Here is an 18,876-nt window from a genome sequence, read left to right on the forward strand (position 1 = left end):
CAGAAGGCAAAATATAAGATAGATAGCTAAAAAGCAAATTATTAACTGTTAATTTATGCAAAAAATTTATGGCAATAGTCAAGGGATAAAAGCTAGCCAAATAAAACAATTACAACGGCTTTACGAGGAAAATCAACCAGCAGATAGATTAATTACGCCGGAATTTGCCCAAGCCTTAGTCACAATTAGTAAAGAAATTCATCACCCGATTTGTTGTTATATCAATCGGCGTGGGCAAATTATCCGAATTGCTGTAGGAACACCAAATCAAACTCAAATCCCGGCTGAAGAATTACCCCGCCGTAGTGCCGAACGCTTGAGCGGAATTCGTTGTGTTGCTACTCAATTGAAATCACAACCACCTGATGAAGCATCGTTAATTGCAATGACGCGTCAGCGCTTAGATGCTCTTGTAATATTAATCGCAACTGATAGCGAAGTAAAAGAAGCTTTTCTAACTTACCTTTTCCCCGATCCGGAGAGTCCTTGGGTAATTTCACCTCCTCTAAGTTTGAATGACTTAACCGAACAAGAATTTGATGATCTAGTCCACGAATGGGAGAAAGAAATTGCTGATGCTGGGGATGGAATATTCCTATCTCAAGAAGTTGTCTCTGACCAAGACAGGGTGCTGCTAGTGGGAGTGCAGACAGAAGATGTATCTGTTCAACGGTTTGAAGATGGGCTGGCAGAACTAGTGCGTTTGGTGGAAAGCGCTAAGGGTATTGTACTGGATACAATGCGGCAAAAGCGCGATCGCATCCATCCCCAAACAGTCGTCGGTAAGGGAAAAATTGAAGAAATCACCCTTTTGGCTCAAAAACTAAGAGCAAATCTAATCGTTTTTGACCGAGATATTTCTGCATCTCAAGCCCGCAACTTAGAACAGGAAATTGGCATCCGAGTTGTAGACCGCACAGAAGTAATTCTAGATATTTTCGCTCAACGCGCTCGCACTCAAGAAGGTAAGTTACAAGTAGAACTGGCGCAACTCGAATATATGTTACCTCGGCTGCGCGGTCGCGGTCAGGAGATGTCTCGATTAGGTGCGGGGATTGGTACGCGAGGCCCTGGTGAAACAAAACTAGAGACGGAACGGCGCACAATTAAACGGCGAATTGGTCAACTACAGGAAGAAGTAAATCAATTACAAGCACATCGCGCCCGCATTAGACAACAACGACAACAGCAAGAAATTCCAGTTCTGGCATTAGTTGGGTATACCAATGCTGGTAAATCTACTTTGTTAAATATGTTAACTAATGCAGAAGTTTACACCGCAGATCAACTATTTGCTACCCTCGATCCAACAACCCGCAAGGTAGTAATTACAGAACCAGAAACACAACAACACAGGTCGATTCTGCTCACAGATACTGTAGGGTTTATTCACGAACTCCCGCCAGCACTCGTGGATGCGTTTCGCGCCACATTGGAAGAAGTAGTTGAGGCTTCGGCCATGATTCATGTTGTGGATTTGTCCCATCCAGCTTGGGAAAGTCATATTGCAAGTGTGCTGGAAATACTCGAAGAAATGCCTGAGATTCCAGAAAAAACTTTGATTGCTTTTAATAAAGTTGACCAAGTAGATAGCGAAACCTTGGCTAGAGTTCAACAAGATTATCCCGAAGCTGTGTTTATATCAGCAAGCCAGCGCTTGGGTTTAGAGACTTTAAAAATGCGATCGCTGCAACTAATCGACGAAAGAGTTAAAGCGATGCCCGAAGCGCAGAACGCAGTCCCACAAAATTCATACTAACTGAAGGAAATTATATGATACCGACCATCATTGTTCACGGTGGAGCAAAAACGATCACAGACGATAAAGTTGCAGCCAACAATGCAGGCTGTACAGCAGCAGTAGAAGCTGGTTGGGCTGTGCTAATCAGTGGAGGTAGCGCCGCAGAAGCTGTTGAAGCAGCTATTCGAGTTCTGGAAACTGACCAGACATTTAACGCCGGTCTTGGGGCAACTCTCAACAGCGATGGAGAGGTGGAGTTAGACGCGGCGATCATGGAAGGCTCATTAAGTTGGGGAGGAGTTGCAGCAGTTCAGGGTATACGCCATCCTATCTCAGTAGCACGGAAGGTTATGGATGACAAACCCAGGCTACTAGTGGCGCGAGGCGCAGAACGCTTTGCCATAGACTCCGGAGCCGAAATGTGTAAAAAAGATGACTTGATAGCTGATGAACAGTGGCAGGAGTGGAAGGAGGATCAAAAAGTTATTGATCGCCCCAACACTGTAGGTTGTGTGGCTTTGGATGCTAGCGGCATCCTAGCTGCTGGCACTTCAACTGGTGGTACTACGAAGCAGCAACAAGGTCGCGTCGGTGACACTGCCCTTGTTGGCTGTGGCTTGTACGCTGATAATAAAATCGGCGGTTGCTCAACAACAGGTGATGGCGAGTCGATTATTCCCGTGGTTTTGGCTAAAACTGCGATTGATTTCTTGAGTGGAGACAGACACCCAGACGAAGCAGCACAGATGGCAATTGACGCTTTGATTTCTAAGGTTAAAGGTGAAGCTGGGTGCATCCTCATAGACCGTCAAGGACGCGTTGGCTGGGCGTATAACTCATCACACATGGCTTGTGCTTATATGACCGAAGGACAAGACAAGGTGGCTGTCTTCACCAAGAAATAACTCATACCAATTCCTAATGGGCTACGCAAGAGGATGTTTGAAAAGTATTGGGCGAATAGAGTTCGCTACTATACAAGCAAAGTCCACCTCCGTGGACTAATGCAAAATCAAGGGTTTTTAACCCACGGAGGTGGGTTTTGTCTGTATAGCCGCGACTTCTAGTCGCCCGGTGAGTAATAAATTAGACTTTTCAAACATCCTCTAAGGTAATGGGTAATTAATAAAGCTAAATTACAGCTTTGTTTTTTCAAGTTGGTGTTACTTAGAAATCCAGGAAACTTATTTAATATAAACAACCGCATCCACTAAGGGATGCGGTTTCTCGGAGGAGTAAATGTCAAAATACGACTTTCATTATTTTCAAGGGAGTACTCTTTCTGATCTGTTTGCTCAAGATATCACAGATGCATCTTATGGGTTTATTTTAAATTACCCTGCAACTGGCAGTTGGGCTGCTTACCCCAACCGGAACAAATATTTTCTTCAAGATGGCAGTAGTGAAGCCACCAAAACCTCCTTTGACAAGATTTGTCAGAAAGAACCTTGGAAAAATCTGGCTGTATTAGGCGATCGCATTCCTGGAATTGTGATTATTCAGCCGCCAAAGCCGCTAATTGGCTACTGGCAAGAGCATTTAGGCTTCAGCCACTCCAATATTGAAATGATGGATTGCTCGACTTATCTGGATGATCTCAGCCACAGCGAACGCTTTGACAAACTCACTAGTTTATTCCCCTTTGATCACCTCAAACCTGAAAAACACGCTGTTGATCCAGACACTCATTACCGCTTACTCAGCAAAGTAACCCTAGCCGAATTGGGGGTGCAATGTCCAAAATACGAGAGCTATAATCTGCACCAAGTCAATCTCGAAGACATTCAATTACCACAATTTCCATATTTAATTAAAACCTCCCACGGACTCTCAGGAGAAGGCACTTACATCATCAAAAGTCCCAGCGATTTGAACTACTGCCTTGAAGAAATTAAGAAATATCTCAATATTAAGTTGCTCGATCAGATTATTGTCTCGGAGTTCGTCAAGAATGAGGTGCAGAATTACTGCGTACAGTTCTATATCAACAAGGCAGGAGAGATAACCCTCATCGGCACTACTGGCCAACTCGTTACTCCAGAAGGCAACTATTTAGGAGGACTGATTGACTACCGCAATACTGACATGAGCAAGTTCTTTGAGATGATTGCCAACCTTGGCCAGTATGCTCACAAACAGGGTTATTTTGGCGTAATTGGCTTCGACGTGCTGGAAGATCAAGACGGACAGTTTTATACGATCGACGCTAATTTTCGAGTCAACGGTTCGACTCCGTTGTGCTTGCAACGTAATACTCTACTAGGACTGGGAAAGGAAGTAGCTAAATATTCCAGTGACTACCGTATGGAAGGAACGTTGGATTCAATTTTAGTCAGCTTAAAACCAGAACTAGATCGCAAGGACTTGATCATCCTGTCGGCTTTAGAGAAAGTCAAATACGGAAAAATATACACCGAACTTTATGCGATCGTTACTGGAGAAACTATCCAGGAAATGCAGCATATCGAGCAGAAATTACAGGATAAGGGATTACAATGGCTCTCTTAAACAGCACCACTGTTGATATCTGACGTTAGACAGCCCTATTTATCATAAAATCTGGTGTTTTTTGCCTAAGTCTTAAAAGAATGCCAAAATTTTTTATATACATCACGCTTAAAATTTCCCTTTTTAAGGGAAATTTTGAGACTCTTATTCTCCTTTTTTTTAAGGGGGTTAGGGAGTTCAGGAAATATTGGATATCACATATCCTTTAAAGTAATTAACTTCGTATTTATACAGTTGATAAAAAAAATGAAGAGAAATAACTTAGAATACTACGATTTGAATGCAGACAAATGGTGGAAGGAAGACGAAACTTTATATTTGTCTAACCATCTTAACAAGTCAAGATTCGAGTTTTTTTCCAATTATGTGCCCGATTGGAAAGGACTGAGAGTTTTAGATATTGGCTGTGGAGGAGGATTAGCTTGTGAATATGTAGCCAATCTAAACGCTGATGTCTCTGGAATAGATTTATCCTGGAATTCAATTAAAACCGCCCAAGAACATGCTAAAATAAATAATTTAAAGATTGATTATCAACGTGGCATAGCTGAAAATCTTCCTTATCAAGAAAATAGCTTTAATGTTGTTTTGTGCTTTGACGTTTTAGAGCATGTTGACGATTGGGAAAAAGTTATTTTTGAAGCTTATAGGGTTTTAAAAAAAGATGGATTCTTTTTGTTCGACACAATTAATAGAAGTTTTAAATCTAAATTTATAATGCTCTGGCTTTTAGAAGATACTTTAAAGCATCTACCATCTGGACTTCACGACTGGAAGAAGTTTATCAAACCCCAGGAAATCGAAGAAGTAATGGAAATGGCTGGCTTTGGAGATTTTGAAATTAAAGGATTTGACTTGACGGGTGGTACTAACTTTAAAACATTAAAAAATGTTCTGCTTAAGGGCTTAAATAATCAAAGCAAAGGTGAGAAAACAGAATTATTTGAAATTAAAATTAATAATGATACTTCTGTCTGCTACATTGGCAAAGGCGTTAAGCTAAGTTGATGAAATATAAATTCATTTTATAGGTGTAAATTTTATAGTAATTAAGTATAGTGCCATTATGAAGAGGCATAGAAAGAACCCCACCGCCTGCGGCACCTCCCCAAGGGGAGGTTGGGAGGGGTCAAAATAATGTCCAGCTTCACAGAAAATTGGTATAAAATATTATTTTTTGACTTCATTTAATATTTAATAATGTAATAAGGAGAAAAAGCAGCTAAATGAGTGAGTTGCAAATCGGTACTAGTGGTTGGGTTTATAAACATTGGATGGATATTTTCTATCCGCCACATTTACCTAGTGAGCAGCAACTCTCATTTTATGCTCAACATTTTGCCACTGTAGAAATTAATTTTTCTTTTTATCGTTTGCCAGAACGGTCTGTGTTTGAAAATTGGCACGAACAAACACCATCTAATTTTGTTTTTGCCGTCAAAGGTAGCCGCTATCTTACCCACATGAAGAAGTTAAAAGACCCGATAGAACCGCTATCTCGTCTGATGGAACGTGCATCTGGATTGCAAGAAAAGCTTGGCCCTATTTTATTCCAATTTCCTCATACCTGGCACATTAATCTTGAGCGTCTTCAGCCATTTTTGGAATTACTTCAAACTTACCCAAAACAAAGATTTACGGTTGAATTCCGCCACACAAGCTGGTTAGTTCCCCAAGTTTACAAACTACTAGAAAGTGCAGGTGTAGCCCTTTGCCTACCTGTAAGCCCAACGGTTCCTCTTGATGTGTGTTTAACTACTCCTTGGACATATATCCGTATGCACAGTGGGCAATGGAATGTTGGCTACAGCGATGAAGAGTTATCTACATGGGCCGAGCGTATCCGTTCATTTCTTAGACAGGGAATTAACGTTTATGTGTACTTCAATAACGACCCCAATGGACATGCTATTCGTGATGCTCAGAAATTGTATATTTTGCTGGGATGTTGTTGAAATAAGTATTGGTCTGAACTTAATATTAGAGGCAGGCAAGAAAAGGCAAACCCTGCCCCTATTAATAGTTAAAAACTTATTCCTTAACTTCAATCAGATTAGGCGACGGCCTGATGGGAAACAGGACTCGCATTAGCTGACTCACTGGTACTGAGCGCTGCTCTTGAACAAAAGCCAAAAACACAAGTGCAGCCATTCGTAATAAGCCTGAGAGAACAAACAGCCCTAGCAAACCCGCAGCACCAGGCAGAGTTGCTAGAAAGCTACCAACACTGATACCCATTGCTCCAGTTATACCAGCAACTGCACCTACGATCGCAAAGTAAGTAGATTGATGACGCACGGGTGATATTCCCATCATCATATTGTTGGTACACAAATCAATTGCCGCCCACGTCGCGCCAGCTAGTATATGCAACAAGGGTAACCAGATCCAAAAAGAAATTTGATCGCTTCCAACTCCTAGCCACAACAGAGGTGTCACCGCTACCAAGACTCCCACTAATAGCAGTAGTGGACGATTCCCAATTCGGTCGGCCAGTTTCCCCCACAAAAGCAGCATAAGCATGTTCGCACCAGTTCCTAAACCGTGATAAATCGTTACCACACTAATATCTATATCCAGGTTATCTAGCATATAGAGGTTAAAGAAGGGAGCGCTGATGTTAACAGCAAAGCACCAAATACTCAAGTAAAGTACAAACTTGCAAAAATTAGCATCTTTGAGAAAGCTAAAATCTATTCCTTCAGACTGCGGTTGGGATGTGTCTGAACCCGTGGCTAGTAAAAGCTGCGGGTTGACATCGGTCATCCAGAACTGACACATTTGACTGATCAATCCCAGCAAAATTCCTAAAATCAAGACTGCACCATAGCCTTCAAGTGTTCCACCAGGCCAAACCGATACTGCTAAACCTAGCAACGGCACACCAACAAGGTTAGTCAAGCCGACAAGACTATTGCGAAAACCGAAATATCGCCCCCGCAACCGTTGAGGTACTAACACAGCAGACCACCCAAGCCAAGGCGCACGACCGAAAGCTTCAATGATATTACCTACCAAGAGAATTGCCAAAGTCAACTGCACTACTTGGTATCCAGCCAAATGAGATGAAGTAACTAACACAATCGCTGGCAAAAGAATGAACCACACCAACCGCGATGGGATGAAAATACACAAGAAATACCAGCGAAAGCTGGTAGTTCGGTTCACCAAATACGCTCCCAGTGGTTGCAGCAGATTCACCATCTGAGGTATAGCGGCCAGCAGACCAATTTGTACTGGCCCAGCACCCAACTCTAGCAAGAAATTACTGAGCAAGGCACCGCCGATGACACTATAAAAAATCGTAGCAAAGACACTCTCATAAGTTAATGCTATAAGGCTTTTGCGAATTTCTAGCTTAGAAATTTTCAAAAACAGTTTCGGAGTTGGAAAAAGTACCGTCTCCGTTAATGCCCTATCCTCAGAGATTTCTTGAATGGGGACAGGGGGAAGAGAACTAGCCTCTGCTGAAATGTCATCTTCTTGGGACTGAACCATATTATCTAATCAATATTTAAACATTTAAATTCTTATAGCTACTATTAGCCATAAGTAGCAAAACTTATATAATATTTCATCAAATAAGCTTTAACGCATTGCAATCCCTTGCCTGGGCAAAAGACTAGAGTGTGTTTTCAAATTACTTCTTTGCCTCCTAAATTTTTAGATGCCCGTAAATCTACGCCACTTGCTGGGGAAACCGCAAGGTAACACGCACTCTCCTTAAAAAGGCTTCATCAGAGTCTATTAAAGCCCCCAATTTATCCCGGGTTGGGGGGATCTAAGGGTTTAAAAACATGCCCTAGTTCATAGTAAGTATTGATTATAGGTTGCTTTTGCAGAAAAAACAGGCATCATATAGCTACGCTTAGAGGATGTTTGAAAAGTTTTTCACTGTGATTTTAGGCACTTTTGATCCCCCCTAACCCCCCTAAAAAACGGGGAAACCGGAATCAAAGCCCCCCTTTTTAAGGGAGATTTAGGGGGATCTATAACTTTTGATACCGACAAGAGGGCGTTTCAAACAACCTCTTGGGCTTCTAATCAAAAAAGCCAATTGGTTGACATAAGTTTAATTGTATGTATACAGATTTCGCTTAAAACTTCCTTATATAAATATTTTTAGCAGGTAATTAGTATTTTGTGACAAGAAAATAATCTATATTTGCCAAATTCACTCTTAAGAATTAATACTTTTGCAGAAGAGTCTTAAAATTTAGCTGGCACTAGTACACATAGACATAAATAAAACTGAATTTATATACCAATAGTTAGGATTGGGGTTTAAGTTGAACTTCTTTAAGTAATTTTACTAGATGACATGGAGATAGGATTACCACTCCGACGCTGTTTGTCTACTCAAACTGCTAATTCCACCGATGCTAAATACCTAATATGTAACCAATTGCATAAGCCATGAGGAAATTATTCGCTGGAAATTTCTATCGTGAGGTATGATTGCTCATCTTACGGAATGTGCAACGATGGGCTATGCCCCGCCGCAGGCGATCGCAACTTCAGTAAAAAACTTTTTTATGGCACAGACGGAAATTAACGATATATCGGCAGATAGCTCCTTAGTTGATCCAGAAAAAGACATACTAGGACATGCGAACTTTGCCAAGTATCTAGCGGACAGTATTTGTAAAATGACCTTTCCTGAAGGTTTCGTTATTGCAGTTTACGGTTCTTGGAACTCTGGCAAATCTACATTATTAAACTTTGTAGTTCACTATCTTCAGCAAAAGCCAGAGGAAGAGAAACCAATTATCGTTCCTTTTAATCCCTGGTTATTCTCTGGACACGAAAATATCACAAGGCGCTTTTTTGAGCAATTACAAAACGTTTTAAGCAAAGAGTCATCCGTATCAAAAGGTTTGAAGGAGAGATTAGCTGATTTTGCCGCCATTATTTCAGACATTCCTCTACCTTATGCTCAAACTGGCAAGGCATTAGCAGCATTATTGGACGAGAAGAACAAGGACGCTGCCGAATTAAAAGAAGAAGTAGAAGATACCTTAGTACAGCAGCAACGGCGAATAGTTGTAACAATTGACGATATTGATCGGTTGGCTGCGGAAGATATCAAGCAGTTATTTCGTATTTTTAAAGCAATGCGAAATTTTACTAATGTTGTCTATCTTCTGGTTTTTGATAAAGAAGTTGTAATGAGAACAGTTGCAGATACTAAAGAAATATCTGAAGAAGCATACTTAGAAAAAATTATTCAAGTTAGTTTTGAGCTACCTATTCCTGATAAAACCTCACTTCGCAGGCTGCTTTTTGAAAAACTTGATAACATATTTTATCAAACACCAAAACACCAAATCAGCCAAACTCGCTGGGGTGATATTTACTTTCAAGGAATAGAACACTTTATTACTAACATCCGCGATATTACTCGTCTGATTAACGCTTTAACAGTCACGTATCCAGTAGTAAAGGATGAAGTAAACGCTGTTGATTTTATTGCTATTGAGTCTTTGCGAGTCTTTTGCCCAAAGATATATAGTATAATCCATCAAAATCCTCATATTTTTCTAGGAGACGTAAACCTTTCAATAGACGAACTCAAAAATCTTCTGAGTACCTGGATTGCTCAACTACGAGATGAGGACAAGCAGCCTGTTAAAAACCTGCTAATGCACCTTTTTCCTAAGTTAAAATTCATTTTGGGTAATACTTATCTAGATGAAAAGCAAGAGTTGGAATGGCGCGAACAGCTACGTGTGTGTAGTTTAGAAATATTTCCTATTTACTTTCGTCTGTCGTTATCAGTAGGTGAATTATCTAATATTCAGATAAAAATTATCCTTGGTTTGGCTGAAAATACAGAGAAATTTAGAAATTATTTGATAGAACTTGCTAAACAAAAACTTCCAAACGGCACAACGCAAGCCAGGGTGTTTATAGAACAGCTAGAAAATTCCCCTGAAGAAATTCCTGTGAATTACATCCCTTCAGTTGTAGAAGCTTTGTTGGATATAAGCGAGGAATTATTATCTCAACATGATGAATCTCATAGCATTCTTGCTTTTGGCAATGAAGTTATTATTAGTCGTTGTATCTCGCAACTCTTGCATCAAATTAATGAAATATCACGATTTGAGTTGCTAAAAAAAGTAATTACCCAAGGGAAAGCATTACCAATAATTAATCATGAAATTGCAACACTAAAAGAGCAACAGAGTCAATATGGTTCAGATAAATCTAACTATGAAGCTAAATGGCTTGTGAACGCACAGCACCTCAAAGAACTAGAAGAAATGACTACCAAAATGTAGGTAAAAAGTGATACTAGCTATAAATAATATAAAATCTGGATTTATTTATTTATAGTGTTTCTTGGTTGCTTACAACAAAGTGGGTTAAAAATAAATTTACTTATTGGTGATAAAAACACTACCACTAGATATATAAATATTCTATAACCCACGAAAGATTTAGATATTTTCAGCACTTTCTAATATCAGGGAATATACTTTACTCCACACGTTGCACTCATGGAATCGTATGACGTTGTAATTATTGGCGCTGGTCATAATGGTTTAGTTTGTGCTGGCTACCTGCTAAAAGCTGGTTACAGCGTCCTGTTATTAGAAGGGCGATCGCTCCCCGGCGGCGGTTCTACAACTGAAGAACTTATCCCTGATGAAGCACCTGGTTTTAAATTTAGTCCTTGCGCGATTAACCATCTGTTTATTTTCTTAGGGCCAGTTATCCAAGAGTTAGAACTGCATAAGTACGGCTTGGAATATCTTAGCTGCGATCCAGTTGCCTTTTGCCCCCATCCAGATGGAAAGTATTTCTTAGCTCACAAATCAGTGGAAAAGACTTGTGCGGAAATTGCCCGTTACAGTCAGCGGGATGCTGAAAAATACGCTGAATATGCCGATTTTTGGCAGCGCTTTATCACAGGGATTGCTCCTTTCTTCAATGCACCCCCTAAATCAATTGTTGATATTGCTGGTAATTACAATCTCAATAGTCTGCAAGACCTATTTTCCCTTCTAGGTGGCTCTAACACAACCCTTGATTTACTCCGTACCCTACTCAGCAGTGCCACAGATAATATTAACGAGTATTTCGATTCTGAGTTTGTCAAAGCACCTCTGGCTAGACTCTCAGCCGAACTGAGTTCCCCTCCCTCACAAAAAGCTATGTCCTTTGGGGCGATGATGATGATGTTGCGTCATAATCCCGGTATGGCAAGACCGCGTGGTGGTAGTGGTGGACTTGTAGAAGCTTTGGTGAAGCTGGTAAAAAGTCAAGGTGGTACGATTCTCACCGACCAAAGGGTAGAGAAAGTATTGGTAGATAATGGTAAAGCTGTGGGTGTGCGGGTTGCTGGTGGCAAAGAATATCGTGCGAATAAAGGTGTAATTTCAAGTATTGATGCCAAACGCTTATTCTTGCAATTAATGGATAGTAACGATGTCGATAATGCCGATGGCAACTTGCGCGAAAGGTTAGACCGCCGCATCATCAACAACAATGAAACCATCCTCAAAATCGATTGTGCTTTATCTGAACCGTTGCGTTTCGTACACCACAACCACCAAGATAATTATCTGATGGGTTCTATTCTGATTGCTGATTCCGTGAATCATGTAGAACAAGCTCATAGTCTGATTACTCTGGGCAAAATTCCTGATGAAGATCCCTCGATGTATGTGGTGATGCCTACCGGACTTGACCCATCGATGGCACCGGAGGGTAAACACACATTATGGATAGAGTTTTTTGCACCTTATCAAATTGCTGGTGCAGACGGTACAGGTTTAAAAGGTACGGGTTGGACGGATGAACTGAAAAACAAAGTTGCAGACAAGGTGATTAATAAACTCGCGCAGTATTCACCTAATCTGCAACATTCAATCATCGCCCGTCATGTAGAAAGTCCGGCTGAGTTGGGAGAACGGCTAGGGACTTACAAAGGTAATTATTACCATATTGATATGACCTTAGAACAGATGCTTTGCTTCCGTCCGTTGCCGGAATTAGCTAACTACAAAACACCAATTGATAACTTGTATCTTACTGGTGCTGGAACTCATCCGGGTGGTTCAATTTCCGGTTTACCAGGACGCAACTGTGCGCGTGTGTTTTTGCATAATGAACAACCTATCGCCCAGAAAATCAAGGAAGCGGGAGGTTCAATTAAATCTGCTTTCGCATCTGTCTTGAGGAGTGAATCAGACTAAGAAGCTGTTTGTAAAAAAAAGTAAATAGCATCAGGATATTGCTTCATTTGAAAGTTGAGTCTGAAGTCGCTAAACGGCTACAGATGAGATTTTGTAAGGTTTTTAGGCAAGTTCTTGATGCTCCTTAGTCGAAACTATCAAAAGTCAATAAAATGCTTACAGATACTTCCTGTGGCGCTTTCAGATTCCCCAATAGACAGAGAACTGCAACCGTAATAGTAACTAAGATGTGGGTGTAGGAGAGTTATTAAAGAATATTTGCAATGGCAACTGAAACTAATAAAACAATTGAATTATCTACTGAAGCTAAAGCCTATAATGGCGTTGATCGCAATGCATGGATTATTGGGTGGAATCCCCAACAAGAATTGTGGAATGGGCGTTTAGCGATGATTGGCTTTATTTCTTACGTACTTTGGGATTTAGCTGGCTATAGCTTAGTACGTGACGTACTCCACTTGGTTCGCTAAATCTTCGCTTATATTTATCCCCCCTTGGGGGAAATCAATAAAGAACAACTTAGTAGCCTCTTAGTACTTAACCTACTGGTAATGTAAAGTCTAATACCAAGGTTATAAATGGACGCACTAATACAATTGGGAAGGAGAAAATATGATAACTAAAGATACAATACGTGCATTAGGAGTATTTGCTAATTCTCAAGGAATAGAGCAAGCAATTAATGAATTGAAAACTGCAAACTTTCCTATGGAGAAAGTTTCTGTCATTGCTAAAGATGCGGATCAGGGCGATCGCGTAGGTGAAACCCAGATAAGCGATCGCATTGGCGATCAAGATGTCAATACAACCGGAGCAGTAAGAGAGGCGCTGACAGCAAGTACTTGGGGTAGCGTGTTAGTTGGTTTGAGCAGTCTGGCACTTCCCGGTTTAGGAGCCGTGCTAGCAGCCGGTTCTGTAGGTGTAGCATTAGTGAGCAGCGTGGGAGGCGTTGCTGTGGGAGCCGCAGCAAATCAGAATTTACTGAAGGCATTAGGCGATTTAGGCATACCTGAAGAGAGAGCCAGAGTTTATAGCGATCGCCTCCAGCAGAGTTATTATTTGCTCATACTAGAAGGCTCAAAAGAAGAAATTCATCGCCTTGAACCAATATTACTCGATCGGGGTATTGAATATTGGGGCGTTTATGATTCCGCGCAGGCTTCAAATGGTGAGGGAAATTAGCATTTTGTTCATAACAAAAATGTTTTTCACAGGTGTTGCTATATCTGTGCATTTAATCCAGAATTTTTAACGAATTCTTATAGCGGTTATTGTGCGGATTATCTTAGGAAAAATAACGGAGTAAACCTAATGGGTACACAGCAGCAAACCTGTGAAATTAACCAACTGCTGAAAACATTTGATGCCTTAATTCAGCTATCCCAAGCTAGCTTTGACTATCAGTTAGTGCTGGCAGATATTTGGATAAAGGCATTTTCGGAACTGACGCAGGAGTTAGCCTCTTACGAAACCAAGGGTGAAACAATTGAGGATTGGCGACAGTTTCTGGAAGTCTGGAGTAATATATTTGACCGAGAATTTGCACAGAAATTCCGTTCAGAAGATGCCCAGGCAATTCAAGGGAAATTCTTGAAGGTAGGCATGAGCTATTGGCTTGAACAACAACAGATGCTAGAAGGAGTTCGTAAGAAGCTTGAGGTGCCGATTTGTAATCAAGTGGATGAAACCAAGGTTTAATTTCATTTAGTTATTTCTACCTTTTTTGTTAGTCCTAAAGCTAGATGTGGTTTTTGGGATTAGAGGCGAAATTGTAATAAGTAATTAAATAAGATAAGAACATGAACACTGATAACGTAACCAATTCTAACAATACCGAACGGACAACACTCGAAGGTGGAAGCAAAGAAGCTCTCAACAAAAAAACCTCTGCCCAATTTCTACTTAGCATATCACTGGGAGTTATAACAATTATCATAGCGGCTGCAAGTGCTTATTACGGGCTTATTCGGTTCTAACCCTATTTATTTAAACAGGAAATTTTTGTTTTTTTGATGACATTGAAGAATTTCACATATAACACGATCCTCAGCAAAATATATGGTAGTGCTTTTAGTTTCTGAAAAACCCTTATTTGGGTAAAAGTACTGCCATATTTTTCTGAGGTTTGAACTTTCCTTTTTCTCATCCAAAATGTTATCAAAAAACGATGCACGAGTCTATCGAACTAATCGAAAAGCTAGTTAATGGCATAGATACCTTCAACCGCCTGCGCGAACAAGAGATTGACATTGGAGTGACGCCTAAGCAAGAAGTCTACCGGGAAGACAAGGTAGTACTGTATCACTTCCAATCACAGGCGGAAAACTTGTTTAATATTCCGATCCTAATTGTTTATGCGTTAGTTAACCGTCCCTACATTGTAGATTTACAGGAGGGGCGATCGCTTGTTGCCAATTTACTCAAACTTGGTCTAGACGTTTACTTGATTGACTGGGGATATCCTGATCAAGACGATCGCTGGCTCACTATTGATAAATACATCAATGGGTATATCAATAACTGTGTAGATGTCATCCGCTCCCGCCACAACTTAGAGCAGATTAACTTATTGGGAATTTGTCAGGGGGGAACCTTCAGTCTTTGCTACAGTTCCCTTTACCCAGAAAAGGTAAAAAACCTAATTACTATGGTTACGCCAGTTGATTTTCACATCAATGAAGGACTTCTCAATGTTTGGAGTGGAAGCAGTTTAGGGACACAAGGATTAGATGTCGATCTCCTGGTTGACACTTTAGGTAACATTCCTGGCAACTTTCTCAACTTTGTCTTCGTAATGCTGAAGCCTTTTCAGTTGGGTGTCAAAAAGTATATTGATATTCTAGAGATTGTTGAGTATGAGGACAAGCTGATCAACTTTCTCCGCATGGAAAAGTGGATTTTTGACAGTCCAGATCAAGCTGGAGAGACTTTTCGACAGTTCATTAAGGACTTCTATCAAGAAAACAAGTTAATTAAAGGTCAGATTGAGATTGGCAACAAGCGAGTGGATTTGAAAAATATCCGCATCCCAATTTTAAACATTTATGCCGAACAGGATCATCTAGTTTTACCAGCATCATCCTTAGCTCTTGAGAAATATGTTGGCAGTGTTGACTATACAGTGCGATCGTTTCCAGTTGGACATATTGGTATGTATGTGAGCAGCAAAGTTCAAAAAGACCTACCGCCAACGATTGCCGATTGGCTAAAGACGCGAGAATAAAATATTGATTTTTTCAAAAATTCTGTACTCTAGAACACAAAATTATTCAATATAATGTCCTTTCTTTAGGTAGACGACTATACTAGTATTTACTTCTAAAGATTGATTTTTTAGTAAAAAAGTTATTGTAAATTATTGTTAAGTAAATTAATTTTGTTTTCTAAATGCACTAATTTTTGCAAAATAACTAATTCAATTAAAAGCAATTTTTCAAAAAATCCGTAAATAGGAATTTGCTTAAAAATTCATATCATATTTATTTCATTATTTTCATTTTGAATTCACCAACGTGATGATAAGTATGGAAGAAGCTTATATTGTCTCAGCAGTACGCACACCGCTTGGTAGGTTTGGAGGTGTCTTAGCAGATTTGTCTCCAGTAGACTTAGGTGCGATCGCCATGCGTGCAGCCTTAGAACGAGCGGGAGTATCAGGAGAAGCTTTAGACTTGTATATTTTTGGTAATGTACTTAGCGCCGGACATGGACAGTCATTACCTCGTCAAGCAGCTTTCAAAACTGGAATTCCGCAGAAGGTGAACGGATATGCAGTAAATATGGTGTGTTCATCGGGAATGATGAGTGCTATTAACGGTGTTAGTGCGATTCGTTCTGGTGATGCCCAAATGGTACTTGCTGGAGGCATGGAATCTATGTCCCAAACCGGGTTTTTGTTATCGCAACGAGCTAGATGGGGATACAAATCCTTATTAGGTTCACCAGAACAACTCACCGATGTTTTACTCCAAGACGGACTCACCGATCCCATCAGTGGCGAAACGATGGGAGAGCAAGCAGAACAACTGGCAACTGCTTACCAAATTACGCGGGAGGAGTTGGACGAAGTAGCTTTCTTTTCGCAAGCTAGAGCAGCCCAAGCGACTGAGCAAGGCTTATTTAAACAAGAGATTGTACCAATTGAGATTGCAGGTAAGAAAGGTTTACAAGTTGTAGATCAAGATGAAGGAATTCGCCCCGAAACTACTTTAAAAACTCTTGCTGGACTGAAGCCTACTTTCAGATCAGATGGCGTGTTCACGGCTGGTAACAGCAGTCAAATATCCGATGGAGCGGCAGCTCTAGTTTTGGCAAGTAAAACAGCAGTAGAACGCTACCAACTCAATCCTATAGCACGGTTGATTGGTGGAGTATGGACAGGAGGAGAATCTTGGCGGTTCCCTGAAGTTCCCATCTTGGCAGTGAACAAGCTTTTAGACAAACTCAAAATGAAAATTTACGATTTTGATTTGTTTGAAAACAACGAAGCATTTGCTATAAGCAATGTCTTGTTCAATCGGGAGTTGGGCGTTCCTTATGAAAAATTAAATGTCTATGGCGGGGCGATCGCTTTAGGACATCCCATTGGGGCTTCAGGAGCGCGAATCTTAGTAACACTGCTCAACGCTTTGCAGCAGCAAAATGGGCAGTTTGGATTAGCAGCAGTTTGTCACGGCACTGGTGGGGGTACTGCGATCGCACTGGAGAGGCTGAGATAGCGTCCGCGTTGTGAAATTTTGAATTGGTTTGACTCATGACATCTTTGGGATTGGAAGATCAAGTGGTTTTGGTAACTGGCGGTAATCGGGGAATCGGAGCTGCGATCGTCAATCTGCTTTTGGAGTTGGGAGCTAAAGTAGCTTACACCTACCGCAGCGATTACAATCCGCAGATTGGGAGTTTGGCAATCTCAGCTGATGTCACCGATAAAGCAGCTATGGAGGCAGTGACAGAAAAGGTTGAAGAGAAACTTGGCCCAATTTACGGGGTTGTGGCTAATGCTGGAATTACGCGAGACAATTTTTTCCCAAAACTGACAACGGCAGACTGGGATGCAGTAATCGACACTAACTTGAAAGGAGTCTACAACACCTTAAAACCCGTTATTCCCAAGATGTACGAACGGCGTTCTGGCTCTGTTGTCTGTATCACTTCAATTTCTGGCGATCGCGGAAATATCGGTCAGACAAACTATGCAGCATCCAAGGCAGGAACCATTGGCTTGATAAAATCTCTGGCTCTAGAAGCAGCGCGTTACGGAGTGCGGGCTAATACTGTGTCACCGGGATTTATTGAGACTGATATGCTCACCCCGATTTCAGATAAAGTCAAGCAACGGATTTTGTCTGAGATTCCCCTGTCTCGCTTTGGGAAACCAGAGGAGGTTGCTTGGGCAGTAGCATTTCTGCTCTCGCCAATAGCTAGCAGCTACGTCACTGGTACAGTTGTCCGAGTCAACGGCGCTCATTATACATGAGTAGGGCATGGGGTATTGGATTAGGAATTAAAATCTCAGTCCTTAATAAATGACAAATTTAAAATAGTAGGAGTAACTGTGAACATGGGGTTTGAAAAGCGGCAAATAGATGTAAGTGGACTTAATATTCGCTACTTGGCAGGGGGTAATGATGATCCACCGTTAGTGCTGCTACATGGAGTGGGTGATAGCGCTGTTGATTGGTCTTGGGTAATACCTGCTCTAGGAACTAAACATCGTGTTATAGCCGTAGATTTCCCAGGTTCCGGGGATAGTGCTAAACCCAAGCGTGAATATTCGCTGGAATTTTTGACAGAATTCTTAGCCGATTTTCTCAACGCTTTAGAAATTCAACGAGCAGTATTAGTAGGCAATTCTTTAGGTGGTTTGATTGCTCTGCGGTTTGCGCTGTCAAATCCCGAACGGGTACCAGCATTAGTACTGGTAGACAGTATGGGATTTAGCCAAGTGGTCAACCCATTTCTAGCAAATTTGACTTTACCCTTGTACGGAGAATTAGCGATCGCCTGGAGCAAAACACCTTTGGGCGCAAAGCAAAGGGCTTGGTCACGGGCGGCGTTACTTTTTGCTAATCCCTTGCAAGTTCCCAACGCATGGCTAGCAGAACAAGAGCGAATGGGGCTGCTTCCTGGCTTTTTAGAAGCCAATTTATCCATACTGCGTTCTCAAGTATATGTATTAGGACAGAAGCAAATAGTACTCGACTACCTACCAAAGGTAGAGATGCCGACCCTGGTTGTATGGGGTATTAATGACTTAGTTTTGCCAAATTACCAAGCTCAAGATGCAGTCAGCCGTTTAAAGCAAGGACACCTAGCTTTGATACCCAATTCTGGCCACTTACCCCAAGTCGAGCGTCCCGAATTATTTAGCGACGCGTTGAACCAGTTTCTTGCTTGTCATTTGTGAATGGGGACTGGGAACTA

The 18,876-nt window shown here is 41.1% G+C and carries 16 protein-coding genes; 15 read left to right on the forward strand and 1 reads right to left on the reverse strand.

From position 1 onward, the window contains the following. Positions 1-55: 55 nt before the first annotated feature. From hflX to LC608_RS23915, 5 genes are all read left to right on the forward strand, one after another. On the forward strand, positions 56-1,759 hold the full coding sequence (hflX, locus tag LC608_RS23895; protein ID WP_229555943.1) for a GTPase HflX: 1,704 nt from the start codon (positions 56-58) through the stop codon (positions 1,757-1,759). A 14-nt stretch (positions 1,760-1,773) separates the two neighbouring features. Further along, positions 1,774-2,646, forward strand: a complete 873-nt coding sequence (locus LC608_RS23900) for an isoaspartyl peptidase/L-asparaginase family protein (RefSeq protein WP_229555944.1) — start codon at positions 1,774-1,776, stop codon at positions 2,644-2,646. A gap of 334 nt (positions 2,647-2,980) precedes the next feature. Then, the gene (locus tag LC608_RS23905; RefSeq protein WP_229555945.1) at positions 2,981-4,249 is read left to right on the forward strand and encodes a carbamoylphosphate synthase large subunit; all 1,269 of its coding nucleotides are present in this window, start codon (positions 2,981-2,983) and stop codon (positions 4,247-4,249) included. A 246-nt stretch (positions 4,250-4,495) separates the two neighbouring features. Continuing rightward, on the forward strand, positions 4,496-5,257 hold the full coding sequence (gene ubiG / locus LC608_RS23910) for a bifunctional 2-polyprenyl-6-hydroxyphenol methylase/3-demethylubiquinol 3-O-methyltransferase UbiG (protein WP_229555946.1): 762 nt from the start codon (positions 4,496-4,498) through the stop codon (positions 5,255-5,257). 218 nt (positions 5,258-5,475) lie between these two features. Continuing rightward, positions 5,476-6,204 carry a DUF72 domain-containing protein gene (locus LC608_RS23915; RefSeq protein WP_229555947.1) on the forward strand — a complete coding sequence of 243 codons (729 nt, stop codon included), beginning with the start codon at positions 5,476-5,478 and terminating at the stop codon, positions 6,202-6,204. A 76-nt stretch (positions 6,205-6,280) separates the two neighbouring features. On the opposite strand, the gene LC608_RS23920 is transcribed toward LC608_RS23915, so the two are convergent. Further along, positions 6,281-7,747, reverse strand: a complete 1,467-nt coding sequence (locus LC608_RS23920) for an MFS transporter (RefSeq protein WP_229555948.1) — start codon at positions 7,745-7,747, stop codon at positions 6,281-6,283. 956 nt (positions 7,748-8,703) lie between these two features. On the opposite strand from LC608_RS23920, the gene LC608_RS23925 reads away from it, so the two are divergent. From LC608_RS23925 to LC608_RS23970, 10 genes are all read left to right on the forward strand, one after another. Then, entirely contained in the window at positions 8,704-10,533 is a 1,830-nt protein-coding gene (locus LC608_RS23925) for a P-loop NTPase fold protein (RefSeq protein ID WP_229555949.1), read from the forward strand. 219 nt (positions 10,534-10,752) lie between these two features. Continuing rightward, positions 10,753-12,453: a beta-carotene ketolase CrtO gene (gene crtO, locus LC608_RS23930; RefSeq protein WP_229555950.1), complete on the forward strand. Its 1,701-nt coding sequence runs from the start codon at positions 10,753-10,755 to the stop codon at positions 12,451-12,453. A 263-nt stretch (positions 12,454-12,716) separates the two neighbouring features. Further along, on the forward strand, positions 12,717-12,923 hold the full coding sequence (locus LC608_RS23935) for a high light inducible protein (RefSeq protein ID WP_229555951.1): 207 nt from the start codon (positions 12,717-12,719) through the stop codon (positions 12,921-12,923). Positions 12,924-13,065: 142 nt separating this feature from the next. Beyond that, positions 13,066-13,635 carry a general stress protein gene (locus LC608_RS23940; protein WP_229555952.1) on the forward strand — a complete coding sequence of 190 codons (570 nt, stop codon included), beginning with the start codon at positions 13,066-13,068 and terminating at the stop codon, positions 13,633-13,635. Positions 13,636-13,764: 129 nt separating this feature from the next. Beyond that, positions 13,765-14,151 carry a poly(R)-hydroxyalkanoic acid synthase subunit PhaE gene (locus LC608_RS23945; RefSeq protein WP_229555953.1) on the forward strand — a complete coding sequence of 129 codons (387 nt, stop codon included), beginning with the start codon at positions 13,765-13,767 and terminating at the stop codon, positions 14,149-14,151. Positions 14,152-14,252: 101 nt separating this feature from the next. Further along, positions 14,253-14,429, forward strand: coding sequence for a hypothetical protein (locus tag LC608_RS23950; protein ID WP_229555954.1), 177 nt, complete (start codon positions 14,253-14,255; stop codon positions 14,427-14,429). 191 nt (positions 14,430-14,620) lie between these two features. Further along, positions 14,621-15,676 carry a class III poly(R)-hydroxyalkanoic acid synthase subunit PhaC gene (gene phaC / locus LC608_RS23955; RefSeq protein ID WP_229555955.1) on the forward strand — a complete coding sequence of 352 codons (1,056 nt, stop codon included), beginning with the start codon at positions 14,621-14,623 and terminating at the stop codon, positions 15,674-15,676. Between the two features lie 301 nt (positions 15,677-15,977). Continuing rightward, positions 15,978-17,171, forward strand: a complete 1,194-nt coding sequence (locus tag LC608_RS23960) for a thiolase family protein (RefSeq protein ID WP_229555956.1) — start codon at positions 15,978-15,980, stop codon at positions 17,169-17,171. A 35-nt stretch (positions 17,172-17,206) separates the two neighbouring features. Beyond that, the gene (locus LC608_RS23965) at positions 17,207-17,929 is read left to right on the forward strand and encodes an SDR family oxidoreductase (protein ID WP_229555957.1); all 723 of its coding nucleotides are present in this window, start codon (positions 17,207-17,209) and stop codon (positions 17,927-17,929) included. An 84-nt stretch (positions 17,930-18,013) separates the two neighbouring features. Continuing rightward, the gene (locus LC608_RS23970) at positions 18,014-18,859 is read left to right on the forward strand and encodes an alpha/beta fold hydrolase (RefSeq protein ID WP_229555958.1); all 846 of its coding nucleotides are present in this window, start codon (positions 18,014-18,016) and stop codon (positions 18,857-18,859) included. The last annotated feature ends 17 nt before the right edge of the window (positions 18,860-18,876 follow it).

This window comes from Nostoc sp. XA010 (assembly GCF_020829625.1).
Classification (GTDB): domain Bacteria; phylum Cyanobacteriota; class Cyanobacteriia; order Cyanobacteriales; family Nostocaceae; genus Nostoc.

Coding starts and splice junctions, on each gene's coding strand:
- LC608_RS23900 (WP_229555944.1), top strand. CDS start 1,774: ATGATACCGACCATCATTGTTCACGGTGGAGCAAAAACGATCACAGAC.
- LC608_RS23920 (WP_229555948.1), bottom strand. CDS start 7,747: ATGGTTCAGTCCCAAGAAGATGACATTTCAGCAGAGGCTAGTTCTCTT.
- hflX (WP_229555943.1), top strand. CDS start 56: ATGCAAAAAATTTATGGCAATAGTCAAGGGATAAAAGCTAGCCAAATA.
- LC608_RS23950 (WP_229555954.1), top strand. CDS start 14,253: ATGAACACTGATAACGTAACCAATTCTAACAATACCGAACGGACAACA.
- LC608_RS23940 (WP_229555952.1), top strand. CDS start 13,066: ATGATAACTAAAGATACAATACGTGCATTAGGAGTATTTGCTAATTCT.
- phaC (WP_229555955.1), top strand. CDS start 14,621: ATGCACGAGTCTATCGAACTAATCGAAAAGCTAGTTAATGGCATAGAT.
- LC608_RS23960 (WP_229555956.1), top strand. CDS start 15,978: ATGGAAGAAGCTTATATTGTCTCAGCAGTACGCACACCGCTTGGTAGG.
- LC608_RS23970 (WP_229555958.1), top strand. CDS start 18,014: ATGGGGTTTGAAAAGCGGCAAATAGATGTAAGTGGACTTAATATTCGC.
- LC608_RS23965 (WP_229555957.1), top strand. CDS start 17,207: ATGACATCTTTGGGATTGGAAGATCAAGTGGTTTTGGTAACTGGCGGT.
- LC608_RS23915 (WP_229555947.1), top strand. CDS start 5,476: ATGAGTGAGTTGCAAATCGGTACTAGTGGTTGGGTTTATAAACATTGG.
- LC608_RS23905 (WP_229555945.1), top strand. CDS start 2,981: ATGTCAAAATACGACTTTCATTATTTTCAAGGGAGTACTCTTTCTGAT.
- crtO (WP_229555950.1), top strand. CDS start 10,753: ATGGAATCGTATGACGTTGTAATTATTGGCGCTGGTCATAATGGTTTA.
- ubiG (WP_229555946.1), top strand. CDS start 4,496: ATGAAGAGAAATAACTTAGAATACTACGATTTGAATGCAGACAAATGG.
- LC608_RS23945 (WP_229555953.1), top strand. CDS start 13,765: ATGGGTACACAGCAGCAAACCTGTGAAATTAACCAACTGCTGAAAACA.
- LC608_RS23925 (WP_229555949.1), top strand. CDS start 8,704: ATGATTGCTCATCTTACGGAATGTGCAACGATGGGCTATGCCCCGCCG.
- LC608_RS23935 (WP_229555951.1), top strand. CDS start 12,717: ATGGCAACTGAAACTAATAAAACAATTGAATTATCTACTGAAGCTAAA.